This window comes from Mesorhizobium sp. M0029 (genome assembly GCF_040323735.1).
GTDB lineage: Bacteria > Pseudomonadota > Alphaproteobacteria > Rhizobiales > Rhizobiaceae > Mesorhizobium.
In genome coordinates, this window is sequence record NZ_JAMYVF010000006.1 from 284,184 (window position 1) to 301,844 (window position 17,661).

At 62.8% G+C, this 17,661-nt stretch carries 18 protein-coding genes; 7 read left to right on the top strand and 11 right to left on the bottom strand.

What is annotated here, in order from left to right:
* The first annotated feature begins 92 nt into the window (after positions 1-92).
* The 3 genes from NKJ76_RS13595 (at position 93) to NKJ76_RS13605 (ending at position 1,896) form a co-directional block, all read left to right on the top strand.
* On the top strand, positions 93-950 hold the full coding sequence (locus NKJ76_RS13595; protein WP_023694390.1) for a hypothetical protein: 858 nt from the start codon (positions 93-95) through the stop codon (positions 948-950).
* 77 nt (positions 951-1,027) lie between these two features.
* Positions 1,028-1,381 carry a hypothetical protein gene (locus NKJ76_RS13600; RefSeq protein WP_023694389.1) on the top strand — a complete coding sequence of 118 codons (354 nt, stop codon included), beginning with the start codon at positions 1,028-1,030 and terminating at the stop codon, positions 1,379-1,381.
* 2 nt (positions 1,382-1,383) lie between these two features.
* Positions 1,384-1,896: a hypothetical protein gene (locus tag NKJ76_RS13605; RefSeq protein WP_023807912.1), complete on the top strand. Its 513-nt coding sequence runs from the start codon at positions 1,384-1,386 to the stop codon at positions 1,894-1,896.
* Here the strand turns inward: NKJ76_RS13605 and NKJ76_RS13610 are convergent.
* From NKJ76_RS13610 to NKJ76_RS13640, 7 genes are all read right to left on the bottom strand, one after another.
* A complete protein-coding gene (locus NKJ76_RS13610) occupies positions 1,893-2,285 on the bottom strand; it encodes a tetratricopeptide repeat protein (RefSeq protein ID WP_023694387.1) in 393 nt (130 codons plus the stop codon). The genes NKJ76_RS13605 and NKJ76_RS13610 overlap by 4 nt on opposite strands.
* 66 nt (positions 2,286-2,351) lie before the next feature.
* Positions 2,352-2,756, bottom strand: a complete 405-nt coding sequence (locus NKJ76_RS13615) for a hypothetical protein (protein ID WP_023694386.1) — start codon at positions 2,754-2,756, stop codon at positions 2,352-2,354.
* A 173-nt stretch (positions 2,757-2,929) separates the two neighbouring features.
* Entirely contained in the window at positions 2,930-4,570 is a 1,641-nt protein-coding gene (locus NKJ76_RS13620; RefSeq protein ID WP_352537641.1) for an ABC transporter substrate-binding protein, read from the bottom strand.
* Between the two features lie 416 nt (positions 4,571-4,986).
* Complete coding sequence (locus NKJ76_RS13625) at positions 4,987-5,973, bottom strand: alpha/beta hydrolase (RefSeq protein ID WP_352535502.1); 987 nt, start codon at positions 5,971-5,973, stop codon at positions 4,987-4,989.
* A gap of 3 nt (positions 5,974-5,976) precedes the next feature.
* Complete coding sequence (locus NKJ76_RS13630; protein WP_352537642.1) at positions 5,977-6,654, bottom strand: isochorismatase family protein; 678 nt, start codon at positions 6,652-6,654, stop codon at positions 5,977-5,979.
* A 337-nt stretch (positions 6,655-6,991) separates the two neighbouring features.
* On the bottom strand, positions 6,992-8,296 hold the full coding sequence (locus NKJ76_RS13635) for a M24 family metallopeptidase (RefSeq protein WP_352537643.1): 1,305 nt from the start codon (positions 8,294-8,296) through the stop codon (positions 6,992-6,994).
* A gap of 325 nt (positions 8,297-8,621) precedes the next feature.
* Positions 8,622-9,518, bottom strand: coding sequence for a GlxA family transcriptional regulator (locus NKJ76_RS13640; RefSeq protein WP_352537665.1), 897 nt, complete (start codon positions 9,516-9,518; stop codon positions 8,622-8,624).
* 183 nt (positions 9,519-9,701) lie between these two features.
* Between NKJ76_RS13640 and msrC the strand changes: the two genes are divergently transcribed.
* The gene (gene msrC, locus NKJ76_RS13645; RefSeq protein WP_352537644.1) at positions 9,702-10,199 is read left to right on the top strand and encodes a free L-methionine (R)-S-oxide reductase MsrC; all 498 of its coding nucleotides are present in this window, start codon (positions 9,702-9,704) and stop codon (positions 10,197-10,199) included.
* Here the strand turns inward: msrC and NKJ76_RS13650 are convergent.
* Positions 10,196-11,230, bottom strand: coding sequence for a YeiH family protein (locus tag NKJ76_RS13650; protein ID WP_444848994.1), 1,035 nt, complete (start codon positions 11,228-11,230; stop codon positions 10,196-10,198). The genes msrC and NKJ76_RS13650 overlap by 4 nt on opposite strands.
* A 394-nt stretch (positions 11,231-11,624) precedes the next feature.
* On the opposite strand from NKJ76_RS13650, the gene NKJ76_RS13655 reads away from it, so the two are divergent.
* The 3 genes from NKJ76_RS13655 (at position 11,625) to NKJ76_RS13665 (ending at position 14,041) form a co-directional block, all read left to right on the top strand.
* A complete protein-coding gene (locus tag NKJ76_RS13655; protein WP_352537645.1) occupies positions 11,625-12,086 on the top strand; it encodes a GNAT family N-acetyltransferase in 462 nt (153 codons plus the stop codon).
* A gap of 23 nt (positions 12,087-12,109) precedes the next feature.
* Complete coding sequence (locus NKJ76_RS13660) at positions 12,110-12,493, top strand: ACT domain-containing protein (RefSeq protein ID WP_352537646.1); 384 nt, start codon at positions 12,110-12,112, stop codon at positions 12,491-12,493.
* 114 nt (positions 12,494-12,607) lie between these two features.
* Positions 12,608-14,041: an aldehyde dehydrogenase family protein gene (locus NKJ76_RS13665; protein ID WP_352537647.1), complete on the top strand. Its 1,434-nt coding sequence runs from the start codon at positions 12,608-12,610 to the stop codon at positions 14,039-14,041.
* 107 nt (positions 14,042-14,148) lie between these two features.
* On the opposite strand, the gene NKJ76_RS13670 is transcribed toward NKJ76_RS13665, so the two are convergent.
* Genes NKJ76_RS13670 through NKJ76_RS13680 form a run of 3 tightly spaced genes read right to left on the bottom strand, consistent with a single transcriptional unit; the run spans position 14,149 to position 17,589 of the window.
* On the bottom strand, positions 14,149-15,414 hold the full coding sequence (locus NKJ76_RS13670; RefSeq protein ID WP_352537648.1) for an HlyD family type I secretion periplasmic adaptor subunit: 1,266 nt from the start codon (positions 15,412-15,414) through the stop codon (positions 14,149-14,151).
* Positions 15,411-17,147: a type I secretion system permease/ATPase gene (locus NKJ76_RS13675; RefSeq protein WP_023805081.1), complete on the bottom strand. Its 1,737-nt coding sequence runs from the start codon at positions 17,145-17,147 to the stop codon at positions 15,411-15,413. Before NKJ76_RS13675 ends, NKJ76_RS13670 begins: the two co-directional genes overlap by 4 nt.
* A gap of 34 nt (positions 17,148-17,181) precedes the next feature.
* Positions 17,182-17,589, bottom strand: coding sequence for a hypothetical protein (locus NKJ76_RS13680; RefSeq protein ID WP_352537649.1), 408 nt, complete (start codon positions 17,587-17,589; stop codon positions 17,182-17,184).
* Positions 17,590-17,661 lie beyond the last annotated feature (72 nt).

Genomic DNA, 17,661 nt, shown 5'->3' on the forward strand with positions numbered 1-17,661 from the left:
AAGGCAATTGCAAGCGGCGGCAACCGCAAGTATCAATATCGGTGATTTATACTTTCTGATTTCGGGTATCCATTAGTCGGGGGGAATGTAACATGACGTCAATCGCGAGCGAGCGGCCGGAACGGTTCAGCGTCGGCAGGGCTTTCAGCAATACGTTTTCGGTAATCGGACGCAGCTTCGTCCCACTTGCCGCCATCGTCGGCCTTTTTTCGACGCTGCCTGCGCTGCTGTACAACATCTGGAGCTTTAGTCAGATTGCAAAGATAGCAGTACCTGGGGCGAGCTTCGAGCAATCGGCGATGGCGGGCTATGGTGCCGTTTCGATGATTGCCGGCCTGGTGCTCCTGATCTTGGCCTTTCTGGCGCAGGCGGCGCTGGTACGAGCGACAATCGAAGATTTGAACGGCAAGCGCCCGTCGATTGGCGATTGCATTCAGATAGCCCTGCGCAGCTTCCTCCCCACGCTCGGAATTGGTCTTGTGATCATCGTGGCAATGTTTCTGGTGGCGATGATATTAACGGTCATCACCATGGCCATCCCCATCGTCGGCGGTGTGATTGCACTTCTGTCGCTCATCCCCATAGCCATGTGGCTGATCAGCATATCGGTGGCTGTGCCCGTCGCAGTTCAGGAAAGGCCTGGCGTCTTCGCCTCGATTTCGCGAAGCAGGGCGCTGACGAAGGGAAGCCGCTGGCGGATATTCGCGCTGTTTCTGGTCCTCGGCATTGTTGCGATAGGGCTACAAGTGGTTTTCACCTTGCTGTTTCAGGCTGCTATTGCGAGCGGCGGGATCAGCACGACCGGACTCATTGCCGCCGCCATCGGAAGCAGCCTGCTGTCGACAATCGTTTCGGCGGTGATTTCGGTGGCGATTGCCGTCACCTATGTCGAGCTGCGCCAGGTCAAGGAAGGCACCAGCGTCGACGAACTGGCGCAGATATTCTCGTAACGAAGGTTTTGGCCCGAGAACAGCCAGTCATGTTGGCGCGATTGGCCGGGATCTAGCTCGGGCCGGAAGGGGTAATCGTGGCATCGACGGCGGCGGCGCGGCTTGAGAAGTTCCAGATCGGCAGGGTTTTCAACAACACCTTCGCCGTGATCGACCGCAATCCCGGTCTGATGATTGCTTTGGCGGCGCTTTTCCTGGTCCTCCCAGCAGTTGCGCTCAATCTGTCGAACCACTGGAATGGCGGCCCCAACGGCTACATCGCCACACCTCCACTCGGCGCGAAGTGGGTCATTATGAGCAGCTCGTTCTTATCGCTCGTTTTAAGCCTGATCTATTTCGTTTGCGCGCTGTTGTTCCAGTCCTCGCTGGTGCAAGCGACGATAGAGGACCTGAACGGCAAGCGCCCGGTGATCGCTACTGCATCCAGATAGCCTTGCGCAGCATATTGCCGACGCTGGGGGTGGGGCTGATTGTCTTTTTGGCCATGATCCTTGGCCTCATCGTGATGGGCATCGCCGGAATGTTGGTGCCGATCTTCGGAGCGATCATTGCCTTCGTGGTGTTGCTCGTTGCCGGCGTCAGGTGGCTGCTCGGCATATCGGTTTCTGTGCCGGTGCTGATGCAGGAGCGGCTTGGCGTGTTTGGCGCGATGTCGCGCAGCCGTGCTCTGACCAAGGGCAGCCGCTGGCCGATGTTCGGTGTCTTGCTGATCCTGTTTTTGGCGGCGCTTGCCTTCCAGATGATGTTTGCCCTGCTGATCGGCCTGATTTTCGCTTTCTTCAGCGGCCTCTCGACGGTCGCCCTGATTTTCGGCGCTTTCGGAAGCGTCCTTATCGTGACGGTCGTGTCCACGGTGGCATCGGTGGCCATTGCGGTCGCCTATGTTGAACTGCGCCAGGTTAGGGAAGGCACCAGCGTAGACGAACTGGCGGAGATTTTCTCTTAGAAGGCGAAGCCGACTCGGCTGGTCGGGCGGCGGGATTTCAGTGACAACAGCTTGGCCCGCCTCCGCGCTCGTCCGACACAGGCACGACGAGGTGATCGCCACATCGCGCGCGAGCTGGACATGGTCGAAGCAGCGTTTGGCCGCACGGTCTGCTCGTCCTTGCCGTGCTCGTTCCAGGTGAGGTTGTAAAAAGGCCCGGCGGCATAGGCGATGCCCCAATGCACGAAGGCGCAATCAGGATCTGTCGCCAGCGCCTTCTCGAAGCACTTTATGCCTTCCTCATGGTTGAAGCCGTAGCACCAGTTCAGCCCGATATCGAACCAGCGCTGCGTCTCGGCCGAGGCGGTGGAGATTGGACGGCGATAGGTGCCTAGGTCGAAGTGGTCCATGCGTTCTCGTGCAAAATATCGCGGCCAAAGTCTATCAGGCCTTGAACTCAATCTTGGGGTGCTGACCTAGGTAAAGTGCGAAGCAATCTGTTCGACAGGGTCCTTGTCTGGGCGCACCAAAAGCCAGAAGATCAGCCCTGTAGCGCCACCGAGTATCCCTATGAAGGAGCATGCATAGAGAACTCCGCCGATTCCCAATGGAGGACTCCACTTAATGAGGCCGAAGACAAACGCTGGAACAAAAACTGCCAGAAAGCCAACGACGACGTATACCCAAAAAAACTGCCAGCGCCGTCGGGTGAGGACATAGAAGGCCGGAATTCCTACCATCGCCTCCACAACATAGAAAACAAGGGTTACGAAGATGAAGCCCGACAATGGCCCCATCTCAGGGTGGTTCGCATGCCAATTGTAGCCGGGCAGGATCGCCGGAATAATGGGTGCAAGAATGAAAGCCCAACGGGCGCGCATGTGTATTCTCCGGAATGACGCGAGCCCACAGCGGCGCCTCGTCGACACACCAGACCGATCCACGATCGCCGCGTCAAGACAGACACCGTCGTAAATGCTCGGAGTGCGCTGCAGGTATCTACCTGAGCGACATACCGCTCAGGTGCCAGCCGGTATGCGGCGTCCCCGAAGGATCACCCCTCCAGCCACACCTTTTCAAAATGCTGCTCGAGCGACTGGTGCTGTTCGCAGCCTTGCACGCCCTTGCGATAGGTGCGGTAGACCGACCGCCAGTAGGGCTGGATGATGATGCCGGCATCGCGCAGATTCTGCTCGATCCTGGCCATGATCTCCTTGCGCTGGGCGGCGTCCGGCGTTGCCAGCGCCTTGTCGAGAAGCGTGTCGAATTCCTTGTCGGCATAGGCGCTTTCGTTCCAGGCGGCGCCCGATTTGTAGGCGAGCGCCAACACCTGGACGCCGAGCGGGCGGCCCAGCCATTCGGTTGTGGAGAAGGGGTATTTGCTCCAGTCGTTCCAGAAGGTCGCGGCGGGCAGCACGGTTCGCTTGATCTTCAGGCCGGCCTCACGCATCTGCGCGGCGATCGCATCGCCGGTGCTCTTTTGCCATTCGACGTCGACCGAGATCAGCTCGAATTCGTGGTCCGTCTTGCCGGCCTCGGCGAGCAATTTCTTGGCCTGTTCCGTGTCGCGCTTGGCCGGGCCGATATCGGCAAATTCCGGGTGCATCGGGCCGACATGGTGATTGTCGGCAGGCTTCCCGCGGCCGCCGAGGCCGAGCGCCAGCACGGCCGAATTGTCGACCGCAAGCTGGGCGGCGCGGCGCACCTTGACGTCGTCATAAGGCGCGTTGCCGACATTGAAGCGGGCAACGATGGTCGAGCCGGTGGCGATCTCGGAATTCAACAAGCCCATCTGTTCGGTCTGCGACACGGCGTCGGACGCGGTCTCATGGTCGGTGTCGATCTCGCCGGATTCGAACGCCGACAGCATCGCGTTGGGGTCGGAGCCGTAATCGACCCATTTGATGCGGTCGAGGTAGAAGTCGCCCTTCCACCAGGGCTTGTCCTTGCGCTTCACCTCCGCACTGGTCTCGGCCTTCCCGCTGACCAGTTCGCAAGGGCCGGTGGTGATTGCGAGCGCCTTCATCGGATCGTCGCCGCCCTCATAGGAGCGGTGCATGATCAGCGCGGGATAGTCGGCCATCCCTGCAATCAGCGAAATGTCGGGTTTCGGCAGATTGAGCTTTACGGTGAAATCGTCGACCTTCTCGATGCCGCCATCGACCGGCTTCTTGGTGTCGGCATTGACCAGCGCGCCCATGCGCGCGGCGACCGAATTGCCGGGGACGGAAGCGTCGCACCAGCGGTTGAGATTGTGGATGACGTCATCGGCGTTGAAGGCGTCGCCATTCGACCAGGCGATGCCCTTGCGCACATGCAGCGTCAGCGTCTTGGCGTCGTCGCTGGTTTCCCAGCTTTCGAGCAGCCACGGCTCGAAGGTGAAGTCGCGGTTCCAGCGCACCAGATATTCGTTGCAATGGCGCGCTACATTGGACATTTCGACGCCGTCGAAAGTACGTGGATCCTTGAAGCCCTTGACGTTCATGGCGACGCGCAAGGTGCCGCCGCGTTTCGGCTCTTCGGCCCGGGCAGGCGAAGGGGAAAGGCCGCCCAGCGCCAGCGCGCCGGCGGCACTGACGCCAAAGCCGGCCATGATGGCGAGATATTCGCGGCGGTTGACACCGCCCTTCCTGAAATCATCGGCAACGGGCTTCGCCTGCGGGTGCAAATTACGGTCGGTCAGCATGAATTTCATCGTCGTTCCCTTTTTTGTTGGGCGCCCCGACGGTCCGCTTCCGCTGGGGGCGGATGCGATCGCCGAGGCGCCGTTGCCTGAGCAGGTGATGATAAAGCGGGCGGACACCGGGAAATGTTCGCTTTTCCGCAATTCTTGTGCACTGCTCCGCAGTGGTAGATGGCCAATCTCCCCCTTGTTGTGGGGGAGATGTCCGGCAGGACAGAGGGGGGCGCTGTCCCGCCATCCCGTCTGCCGACTGGAGTATCATCGCAGATAATCGTTGCGTTGATTTAGGATATTGAAGGGCCGCGATCCTTCGCGCCCCCCCCTGGCCTGCCGGCTTTCGTCGTTCGGAAAGCCAAGCAATTGGCTTTCCATCCGCTACGCGGACCACTCCTCAACCCCCACGAGGGGGAGATCAGCGCTTCGCCGCCTCAATATGGCCAGTCGTTCTTGCCGAGCACGGCGACGGCGGCGATGGCTGCAAGCGTGCACACGAACGCCTCGCCGGCGCGCTGAACACTTTTGCGGGCGCGCAGAAAACTGTGCACCAGCCGCGGCTCCTCATACCACCAGGCGCGGCCGCCGGCGGCAACAATGCGGTCGCGATAGGTCTCGCCGTCCGATGACAGTGGATCGCACTGGGCAGTGATGATGACAGTCGGCGGCAGGCCGGAGAAGTCATTGTCGCTCAGCGGCGAAAAAGTCGGGTCGTCGGGCGACTGTGCCGGGGCAGCGCGAATGGTGCGGTAGAACGCGATGTCGCGCAGTGTCAACAGCGGTGCGTCGGCATGTTCGACATAGGAGCCGGCACTCTCGTCGCCGCCGAGGCCGGGATAGATCAGCACCTGGCCGACCGCCCGGCGCAGGTGGCGGCGCGAGGCGTGCGCGACCGCGGCGGCAAGGTTGCCGCCGGCGCTTTCGCCAACGAGCACGATCGGCAGGTCCGTTGTCACCGCCGCCCATTCGAACGCGGTCAGCGCGTCGTCGAAGGCGGCCGGGTGGGGATGTTCCGGCGCCAACCGGTAGTCGGCCGAGACAACGTCGAAACCGGTGCCGGCGCAGATCTCGGCGCAGATGTCGTCATGGCTGTCGAGCCCGCCCAGCACAAAGCCGCCGCCATGATAGTAGACGATGACGGCGCGCACGGGCTTGCCCGCCATCCGATAGTAGCGGATCGGGATGGCGTGTCCTTCATCGGCGGCGATGATGCCGTCGCTGGCCGAAACCCCCTTGGGATAACCCTGATGGAAGGCGCGGCACATCGCATCATAGACCGACCTTTGCTCGGCGATCGGAAGTTCGGCGATTTCGGGCGGGAACCAGTCATTGACCAGGTCGATATACTCCCACAGCGCCGGGTCGAGCAGGGTGGCGTATTTCCCCCGGCTGGCGATCTTGAGCTTGTGGACCGTGCCCATCTCTCAGAGCTCGCCGTAGAGCCGTTCAGCGTTTTCAAAGGTGAAGCGCAGCGGCACCGAGCCCTCGACCCGCCATGCATCGACGGTGTCGCCCGCCATCAGCCGGCACGCGTCTATCGTGTTGGTGACGGCGCCGCCATAGAGCCGGTTGGCAAGGTTGAGGATGGCGGTCTGGTGCATGGCGGCACTGCCGCTGCCGCAGGCATCCTTGACCAGAAGCACACGAAAGCCGGATGCGATCGCGTCCTTCACCGTGGCATCGATGCAGGCCTCGGTCCAGACGCCGGCGACGATCAGCCATTCGATGCCGCGCGCCTTGAGTTCGGTTGCGGCAGGCCCGCCGCCGAAGGCGCTGGCCTGCGTCTTGACCAGCATCGTCTCGCCGGCCGCGGGCGCCACTTCCGGGCAGATTTCCGTCAGCGGATCGCTCTTGTCGGAAAAAGCCGACTTGCCGTCGGCGTCGAGCGGATGGAACGGACGCGCTTTGGCGGTATCGACGACATAGGCCCAGTGATAGAGCGGCACGAAGTTGCGCCGCGCCGCCGCCTGCAGGCGCTGGACGTTGGCCAGCACCTCGCCAAAACCTTCGACCAGATAGCGCTTGTCCTGCCGATGCTCTTCCTGGAGGTCGATGAACGCCGCGGCGACCGCGCCGCGTTTGATCGAGATGGGGCTTTTCATGCGGATAGGCCTTGGTTCGCGACCGCCGCCATTCCGTTCAGCGAAGTCGCGCAAACAGTGGTGATTGGCCGGTGCCTCCCCACCTTCGTCATCCACGGGCGAAGCAGGAGCGAAGCTCCGTCGCGGAGACCCGAGGATCCATGCCGTGACGCTGGTAGGAGAGTGCGGCGGAGCAGAACTTGCACCGTTGCGGCGCGGATGAGTCCCGGCATGGATCCTAGGGTCTGCGCCGCGTCGCTGCGCTCCTTGCTTCGCCCTAGGATGACGAAGGCATAGCTGCCGCGACTATTCCCGAAGGTTTGCGATACCGCGCTGACGTTAGTGAGGGACGCTGCGATCAAACCTGTTTCTCCAGAAACTCATCCTCGTAGGGAAAGCGCGACAACAATTCGGTGCCGGTGTCGGTGATCAGGATTTCGTCTTCCAGCTTGACGCCCTCGGGTCCGCCTTTCTCGCCGATATAGCTTTCCACGCTCACCACCATGCCGGGCACGACAACACCGTCGCGGCCGTAGGTTTCATAGTCCATGGCGTGCGCAATGAATGGCGTCTCGCCATGCATGCCGACGCCGTGCATCACCGAGGTATAGCGCTGGTCGACGAAACGGTCCGGGATTTTCCACGCCTTTTCGGCGATTTCGCGAAACGCCATGCCCGGCCTGACGATCGAAATGTTGTGCTGAACCTGGTCGTGCGCCATGCGGTAAAGCGATTTCTGATAGTCGGTCGGCTTGCCCGGCCCGCAGCGGAAGGTGCGCGAAAAATCGGAATAATAGCCATAGCAGCCGATCGTATCGGTATCGAGCGCCAGAAGCTCGCCCGGCCGGATCTTGCGGCCGCTGGCCTCGTTGAACCACGGATTGGTGCGCTGGCCCGAGGTGAGGAGCCTCGTCTCGATGAACTCGCCGCCCTGGCGGATCACCTCGCCATACATGATGGCGAACAGCTCATTTTCGGATACGCCGGGCTTGATTGCCTCGCGCACGGCGTAGACGGCAGCTTCCGCGCCGGCCATCGACACCTGCAGGCATTTGACTTCCTCGGGTGTTTTCACCGCGCGCACCGCCAGGATTTCGCCCTGACAATCCCTGATGTCGCAGCCGCGCTTTTCCAGCGCCAGCGCCTGCAAATGGCTGCAGCGGTCGAGCCCGAGCTTCATCGAGCCGCCGCCATGTTTCTTCAAAAGCTCGGCGATCTCGTCGGCGAAGGGGCCGGCGGTTTCGTCGTCGCGGCCCGACACCGAAGACCATACCAGCTTGGACGGGCGCGCCTCGTCGATCGTGTCGAGCACCATCGAGACATGGTAGCTCTGCGGGTATTCGAACAGCACGATCGGCCCGTCGGTCGGGATGAAGAAATACCGCGTCGAGTTGCGCAGGAAATAGCCGAACATGTTGCGCGAGCCGGTGGCATAGCGCTGGTTGTAGGGGTCGAACAAAACGACGCCCCCATAGCCCGCCTCGCGCATCCAGCCGCGCAGTTTCGCCAGCCGACCCTTGCGCAGCGCGTCGGCATCGATGAAGGACGGCTCGGTGTCCGACAGCCACATGCCACCGGCGAAGTCGGCCGCGACCGGGTGGCGCATGCGGTCCTTGAAATCCACATCCTCGGTGCTGTCGGGGTCGAAAACGACGATGCTCATTGGGTGCGCCTCCTGAAGGGCTAGACCATAGCCATGCGCCGAAAAATGTCTGTGCGAGAATCCGCAGATGTCGTGCGAAATGCCGCAAGAAGGGCATGCATACAAAGGGCAATGTTGCGATCCTTCGCGCCCCCCTCTGTCCTGCCGGACATCTCCCCCACAAGGAGGGAGATTAGCAGCTTTCGCGTCCCGCTCGCCCTGCAACGTTGGTGATTGGCGAAAGCCGAGGCGACATCTGATCTCCCCCCGTGTGGGGGAGATGTCCGGCAGGACAGAGGGGGGCGCTGTCCCGCCAACATCTCACCGCGTTAGCGCGCAGCGCCCTCTAATGCCGCCGCATCGCCTTCGGCGCGTGCCCATGCTCCTCGCGAAACGCTCGGGCAAAACTTGACATGGACGCGAAGCCGCAGGCCAGCGCCACGTCTCGCACCATCAGCGTCGAATGGGCCAACAGGTCGGCGGCGCGCCGTAGCCTGAGGCGCCGGTAATAGCCGTTGGGCGAAATGCTGAGCTCGGTGCGGAAATTGCGCTCCAGCTTGTCGGAGGAGACACCGAGCCTTGCCGCCAGCTCCGTCATGCCGAGCCGCTCTTCCACCGCATCCTCCATGATGGCGATGGCCGACAGCACCAGTTCGTTCTGGACGCCGGTGCGCAGCCTGAGCGGCATCAGCTTGCGGTCGACGCTCGAACGCAAGGGGCTGTGCACGAACCATTCGGCAACGCCCGCCGCGAGCTCGCCGCCATAATCGTTGGTGATGATCTCCAGCATCATGTCGAGGCTGCCGACGCCACCGGCCGAGGTGAAGCGCTTGCGGTCGATGACGTAGAGATCGCGCCGGAGCTCGATATCCGGGAAGGCCTCGGTGAATGCCGCCTGGCTGGTCCAGTGCAAGGTGCAGGCATGACCGTCGAGCAGGCCGGCCCTGGCGAGGAAGAAGGCGGCGTCGGCCACCGCGCCGATATGGGCGCCGGCGCGCAGGCTCCTGCGGATCCAGGCAACCGCGTCCTCGGCGACGACGAGATCGGCATTGCCGCCCGAGCAGACGACGATGCGGTCGACCTTCGGCGCGCCGGAGGCCGAGAACCCCGGTTGTATGACAACCCCATTGGACGCCTCGACCGTGCCGTGGTCGGCGCCGACGATCACCCAGCGGTAACAATCGCGCTTGGCCAGCACGTTGGCGGCGCGCAATGGCTCGATCACCGAACTGAACGCCATCATCGGAAAGCCGGGAAAGACCAGCACGGCGAAGGTGAGGGGACCTTCGCTCGCTGCGGGTTGCGCCCGGTCGTGTGTTTGGCTGGCGCGGTCGGTATTCACAATTGTGTATTTCCTGGGAGCGTCATTGGTGGCAGACAGGAAATGTAGCGGGCTTTTTGGCCCGCCGGCAATGGAGACGACGCCATGTTTGCGGCCCAGACCATCGACAGCACCAACAAGCCAGCCTTCTACCGCGAACTGGCCACCCAGTTGAAGGCGCTGCTGGAAGGCGAGAGCGACTCCGTCGCCAACGCCGCCAACACATCGGCGCTGATCTTCCAGATGGTGCCCGATCTCAACTGGGCCGGCTTCTATTTCCTGGCGTCGGACGAGGAGCTGGTGCTTGGACCGTTCCAGGGCAAGCCGGCCTGCGTGCGCATCGCCGTCGGCAAGGGCGTGTGCGGCACCGCCATCGATCTCGAAATGTCGATGCTGGTCAAGGATGTGCATGAATTTGCCGGCCACATCGCTTGCGACGCCGACTCGCGCTCGGAACTCGTCGTGCTGCTGAGGGACAATGACGGCGTCTTCGGCCTGATCGACCTCGACAGCCCGGCGCCCGGCCGCTTCGACAAGGACGACCAGGCCGGCATCGAGGCGCTTGCCGCGATCTATGTCGCGGCGAGTTCGTTCGAGGATTAAGCGAACTTCACCAGCATCAGGCTGAAGCAGCCGATGAACAGGAAGGCGCAGGAGGCGAGCGCCAGCGGGCGAAGGCCGCGCGAGCGCAGCTGCGAAATGTTGGCCTGCAGACCCATGGCGGCGAGCCCCATGGTCAGCATGATGGTGGTGGCGAACGCCATGGCCGACTTCACTTCGGCCGGCACGGCAACCAGGCTGTTCAGCGCCACGACGGCGATGAAAGCGGCGACGAACCACGGCATCGGCGGCCGCGCACCGGATTGGTCGCTTGGGCGATCGCCATTGCTCTTGCGGCGCGCCATCAGGCCGAGCGCGATGACCATCGGCGCCAGCAGGGCGACGCGGGTCAGCTTGGCGACGGTGGCGATCTCGCCGGACTGGGCGCCGTTCTGGAAGCCGGCGCCGATGACCTGTGCCACCTCGTGGATCGAGGCGCCGGCCCACAGGCCGAATGCGTGCTGGTCGAGGCCGAGCACCGGCGCCAGCAGCGGAAAGCCGAGCATGGCGACGGTGCCGAACAGCGTGATCGAGGCGACGGCATAAGTGACGTCCTCGTCGCGCGCATCGGTGACGATGTTGGTGGCAACGATCGCCGAAGCGCCGCAGATCGAGGTGCCGGCGGCAATCAGCTGCGCCAGCTTGGCGTCGACGCCGATCAGCCGGCCAAGCGTAATGGTGAAGACGAAGGTCGCTCCAAGGGTCAGCGCCACGATGCCGACGCCGCCGGCGCCGATGGAGACAACCTGGCCGAGCGTCAGCTGAAAGCCGAGCAGCACGATGGCAAAGCGCAGCAGGCGCTTCTGCGAGAATGCAATGCCGGCCTTGGCGTGGGCGGGCGTGCCGAGCACGTTGGAATAGATCATGCCGGCGACGACGGCGAGGATCATCGGGCTGAACAGCGCGAAGCCGGAGACATTATGGGCCGAGAAGGCCACCCCCGTAATCATCGCCACCAGCACGATCCCGGGGATGACGCCATTCCACACGGAACCGAGCCGCTTCCGGCCCACGGCCAGATCGGCGGAAATCATGCTGATCGGAATATCGTTCGCTAGCTGGGCGGCGGAAGACAATGCAATTCTCCAGGCAAGTACCTCAGGAGAATGTCATTCCAGAATCGATCTTTCCAACAAATTGTTCTTGTTGGAATGATCGATCTTTGCGAACGGTCGGCAATGCCTTCAATCTTGCCTGTGCCATGCAAACATGATGACTGGCTCGGTTATGCAGCTTGACGCTCTGCGTCTTGCACTCCAGCGTGGCGTCATGTCCATTTTCTCGCTCGCCATCGCCCAGCGACGTCGCCTCTGCACAGTGCGGAGCGGCAAGGCGCGACGACAAAGACCGGCACACTAAATCGGTTCGTTCGTTCCAGCCCCGCCCGCGACGTCTGCCGGCGGGGTTTTCATGTCTGGAGCCTTTGCCATGTCCAATTCTTCCATCCTGTTTCGGCCGGCCCAACCGGCGGACGCTGCTGCCATCAAGGACATTGTGCGTGCCGCCTATGCCAAATGGGTGCCTCTGATCGGCCGCGAGCCGCTGCCGATGCGCGCCGACTATGACAAGGCGGTCGCCGAACATCCCTTCGATGTCGCCGTCGAGGATGGCCGTGTTGTCGGCATGATCGAGACCATGCTGGAGGACGATCACCTCTGGATCGAGAATGTCTGCGTCGCACCGCAAGCGCAGGGCAGGGGGATCGGCCGGCTGTTGCTTGAACGGGCTGAGCAGAAGGCGCGTGGGGCCGGCCGCTTCGAACTGCGGCTGCTGACCAATGGCGCCTTCGAGGCCAATGTGTCGCTCTACAAGAAGCATGGCTATGTGATCGACCGCGAAGAGCCGTTCATGAACGGCATAACGGTCTATATGAGCAAGAAGCTGGCGTGATCGCCAACAAGCAGGAGGATCGGGTGGCAGTCAGGGTCCGGTTGAAGCCGCTCTCGGGGCGGTACGCAGTTTCGCGCCTCGAAGCAAAAGAGAGCATTCCCGGCTGGGCGGACGGGCCGGGCTTCGTCAGCATCACCAGGACCGAGGACGAGCTTTCGATCGTCTGCCTGCAGGAGCGGGTGCCAGACGGGGTGAAGCACGACAGGGACTGGGTCGCCCTGAAACTCCAGGGTCCCTTTGCCTTCGATGAAACAGGCATCGTGCTGTCGGTAATAAAGCCATTGTCGGAAAACGAACTTGGCATTTTCCTGGTATCCACTTTCGATGGCGACCATCTGCTCGTCAAAGCCAAGGATGAAGCCGCGGCACGGGGGCTTCTGGTCGCGGCCGGGCATACGCTTCTGTAGCCGTCTGGCTCAATCGCCCGCCCTTGCGTTTGACATCGCTCTTGCCGCATCGTTATCTCTGAACCGATACGACGATCGGCGATCGCCCCCCAATCATTCCCCGAGGAGAAACCCATGTCTCACAATCTGCAGTTCTATATCGATGGCGCCTGGGTCGATCCGGTCGTGCCCAACACGCTCGACGTCATCGACCCCTCGAACGAAGACGCCTTCGCGCGGATCTCGCTCGGCTCCAAGGCCGATGTCGACAAGGCGGTGGCCGCCGCCAGGCGCGCCTTCGATACGTTTGGCTTCACCTCGGCCGAAGAACGGCTCGATATCCTCAACCGCGTCATCGAGATCTACAAGAAGCGCAGCGCCGACCTGGCGCTGGCGGTGTCGCGCGAGATGGGCGCGCCGCGCCAGATGGCGCTCGACAGCCAGGTCGGCATTGGCCTCGCGCATCTCATGAAGATGGCCGAGGTGCTGAAGTTGTTCGAATTCCGCCACATCAAGGGCTCGTCCTTGATCGTCAAGGAGCCGATCGGCGTCGTCGGCCTGATCACGCCGTGGAACTGGCCGCTGAACCAGATCGCCTGCAAGGTCGGACCCGCGCTCGCCGCCGGCTGCACCATGGTGCTGAAGCCTTCGGAAGTCGCCCCGCTCGACGCCATCATCTTCGCCGAGATCATCGACGAGGCCGGCGTTCCGAAGGGCGTCTTCAATCTCGTCAACGGTGACGGACCGGGCGTCGGCCAGGCGCTGTCCAGCCACCCCGACATCGACATGATGTCGTTCACCGGCTCGACCCGCGCCGGCATCCTCGTCGCCAAAGCTGCGGCCGACACGGTCAAGCGCGTGCATCAGGAGCTTGGCGGCAAGTCGGCCAACATCCTGTTTCCCGATGTCGACCTGGAAAAGGCCGTCAGCAAGGGCGTCGCCGGCTGCTTCAGCAACTCAGGTCAGTCCTGCAATGCGCCGACCCGCATGTTCGTGCCGCGCGACCGCCACGACGAGGCGACCGGCTATGCCAGGACGGCGGCGGAAAAGTTCACCGTCGGCCCGGCCGATGCAGCCGGCTCCAAGCTCGGCCCTGTGGTCAGCCAGATCCAGTTCGACAAGATCCAGGACCTGATTCAGGCCGGCATCGATGAAGGCGCCACTCTGGTGGCGGGCGGACCGGGGCGTCCGGCCGAACTCAACCGCGGCTACTATGTCCGCCCGACCGTGTTCGCCGACGTGACGCCGGACATGCGTATCGCGCGCGAGGAAATCTTCGGGCCGGTGCTGGCGATCATGCCTTACGACACCGTGGAAGAGGCGATCGGCACCGCCAACGACACTGTCTATGGGCTGGCGTCCTACATCCAGGCCAAGGATATCGAGAAGGCCCGCGAAGTCGCCGCCCGCATGCGCACCGGCAATGTCTACATCAACTATCCGCAATGGGACGCCGGCCTGCCATTCGGCGGCTACAAGCAATCCGGCAACGGCCGCGAATACGCCGAATACGGGCTGGAGGATTTCCTCGAGATCAAGGGCATCGCGGGGTATGAGGCAGCGGAGTAGGGGCTACCCCTTGGGGACCGGCAACCAGCCGGTCCCAAGGCTTTAGCTCTCAAACGTGCGGCTTCACTCTTCCCGGAAAGCTTTCTGGATCTGATCCGACAGCGGCTTCACCAGATAGGAAGCATCGTCCGGTCGCCGGTCGGGAAGAACACTTCGGCCGGCATGCCTGGCGCCAGCGCCAGCCCGCGCAGCTTGGCGACCTCGGTTTTGGGCAGCGTCACCCGCGCCACATAGAAGGCTGCTCCGGTGCGCTCTTCGATGGTGAGATCGGCCGAGATCCGCGATAGCGTCCCGGTCAGCTCCGGCGTGGTTTGCCGATTGAACGCCGACAGGCGCAAAATCGCATTCTGGCCCATCGTCACCTGGTCGATATCCTGCGGTGCGATATGCGCTTCAACGGTCAGGTCGTCCGTCACCGGTACGATCTGCATCACCTGTTCGCCGGGGGTGATGACCCCGCCGATCGTATGCACCGCCAACTGCAGCACCACGCCATCCTGCGGGCTGCGCAGATCGATGCGCTTCAACTGGTCCTCGGCCGCTACCTTGCGTTCGACGAACTCGGAGATCTTTCCCTGGGTATCGCGTAAATCGGTCGCGACCTCGCTGCGAAGATCCTGGTCGATCTGGATGATCTGCAGTTCGATCTCGGACGCCTTGCCTTCCACCTGGGCAATTCCCGCGGTCAACTGGCCATGCTCGCCTTCGAGCCGCACCGCGTCCCGTTCCAGCGACGTCATGCGGTCGATTCCTATCAGCTTGCGATGCCAGAGCGACCGCACGCCTTCCAGCTCGATCTGGATCAGCTCGATCTCGCGGCGTTTCGCCTGCAACTGCTCGGTCAGGCCGGCACTCTCCTGCGTCAACTGCGCGATCCGTTCGCGCAATTGCGATCGCTGGCCAGACCGCGCCTGGTGCCGGAAATCGAACAGCGATTGTTCTCCGGCCATCGATGCGGCGACACCGGCTTCGTCGCGCCGCGATGTCAAAACGTCCGGAAAGCTGATCGTGTCCTTGCCGTCACGCTCCGCCTCCAGGCGCGCCAACCGGGCATAAAACTCATCCAGACCTTTTGAGACGATCGCCAGATTGGCGCGCGTTGTCGTTTCATCCAGCCGTACGAGAATATCGCCCGCCTTGACCCGGTCGCCTTCACGCACCCTGATCTCGCCGACCACGCCGCCCGTCGGATGCTGAACCTTCTTTACATTGGAATCGACCACCAGCCGGCCAGCTGCGATCACCGCACCCGACATCTTGGTCACTGCCGCCAGACCGCCAACACCTCCGACAAGCAGCAGACAGGTAGCAACGCCAGCCACGAGATAGCGGCGGACCTGCCGATGATGCAAAGCGGATCTGTCCTCGCTCATGCCGGAACGCCTCTCTCCGTGGCGGCAACGACCTTGAGCGGCGCGGCGGATCGAAAGACCTTGTTCAGCACCTCGTCCTTCGGACCGAAGGCCTGCACATGGCCATTGGCCATCAGCAGCACCGTATCGACATTGGCCAGCACACTGGATCGGTGCGCGACGACGATAACGATGCCGCCGCGGTCCCTGATGCCCTGGATGGCGGCGGACAAGGCCACTTCACCCTCCGAGTCGAGATTGGAATTCGGCTCGTCCAGGATGACCAGGAACGGATCGCCATAAAGAGAGCGCGCCAGCGCGACACGCTGGCGTTGCCCCGCCGAGAGCGAGGCGCCGGCTTCGCCGACCTTTGTGTCGTAACCGTCGGCCAGATGCACGACGAGATCATGCACGCCGGCGGCCTTGGCTGCCGCAAGCACCATGTCGGACGACGCATCCGGGTCGAAGCGGGCGATGTTCTGCGCGATCGTTCCGTCGAACAACTGCACATCCTGTGGCAGATAGCCGATATGTTTGCCCAACTCGTCGGCCGGCCACTGGTCAAGCGTCGCGCCGTCCAGCCGCACGGCGCCGCGCGCCGGCAGCCAGACACCTGCAAGCGTACGCACCAGCGATGATTTGCCGGAAGCACTCGGGCCGATGACCCCCAGGCCTGCTCCCCTGGCCAGTGAAAAACTTGCATCCCACACCACCGGCGTGCGTTCGCCCGGCGGCGCGACACTGACATTCTCGACCGCCAGCGCGCTGACAGGCGCGGGCAGGGTCACGCCGGTTGCGCCTTCCGGCAGCGCGGACAGAAGCTGCTTCAGGCGTGCCCAGCTTTGCCGCGCCGAAATGAAACCCTTCCAATGCGCTATCGCCAGTTCGATCGGAGCCAGCGCCCTGCCCATCATGATCGAGCTTGCGATCATGATGCCGCCGGTCGCCTCTTGCTTGATGACCAGATAAGCGCCGATCGCCAGCATTGCCGATTGCAGCATCAACCGCAGGATCTTGGAAATCGTGCCAAGCGTTCCCGCGACATCGCTGGCTGCCGCATGGGCGTTCAGGTACTCGGCATTGACGGCAGACCACCGCTCGGCGATACGCCCGCCAAAACCCATGGCCTGCATGGCTTCGGCATTGCGCCTTGTCGCCTCGGCCAACGTGCTGCGGACGGCCGCGTGCTGTCCGGCGATCCTTGTCGGGCCGCGGGTCCGGAATTCGGCCAGAAGCGTCAGTGCAAACAGGACAACGGCGCCGGCAAGCGCGGTAACGCCGATCCAGAAATGAAAAATGAAACAGATGCCGATATAGAGCGGCATCCATGGCAGGTCGAACAAAGCGGTCGGTCCGGCACTGCCGATAAAGGAGCGGACCTGATCGAGATCCCGTAGGGGTTGCAGCCCGTCGCCGGAAGGCTTGGCGCGCAGCGGCAGGCGCATCAACGCCGAATAGACCGACGGGCTCAGCTTTGCGTCCAGCCCCTGTCCCAGCCGCACCATGAGGCGAGAGCGGATCAGCTCCAGCACTCCCTGAAACACGAACAATGTTCCCGCAAGCACCGCCAGGCCGACCAGCGTCGGCACGCTGCGACCCGGAACGACGCGGTCATAGACTTGCAACATGAAGAACGAGCCGGTCAGGGTCAGCACGTTGACGACCCCGCTCATCAGGACGATGCCCGAAAACGCACGTCGAAAGGACGCCAGGATTCCGACCAGCGTAAGCGGCGTCGATGGCGTCAGCTGCATGCAGGCCCGCAATCAGGATATGGCATCTCGTCCTTCAATAGATAACTGCCTTGAGTGTGACATGGACGGGCAAGCCCGCCTCGAACTGCGCGCTGCCCCGCGCCACCAGCCAGCCGTCCGCACGCTCCAGGCGCGCAACGACCTGCAGCGTTGGTGAAGCGGTCGAGCTTGCGGGCAGGGGCAAGGAAAATTCTATCGTCTTTGAGCCGCCCTCGCTCTTGAGGCTGGTTTTGGCGGCGCGGCGTCGCCCACTGTCCTGGATGGCGGGATCCTCGAGATAGATTTCGAGATGACCTTCCGGGATAGCCTTGCCGCCCACGAACGTGACTGCGCCGCGAATATCTGTCGCTCGAATATCTGGCGATTGCGCAGCCGCTGCCCCGGTGGCCGCGGCGACTGCCGCAACTCCGGCGGCCATTAACACTGTGCGGCGGTCGGTCATCGCGTCCTCTCCCTTTTCACTGCGCTGGGGTATGCGGGAGGGCAGCCTGACGGCACCCCTCCCGGCAACGCG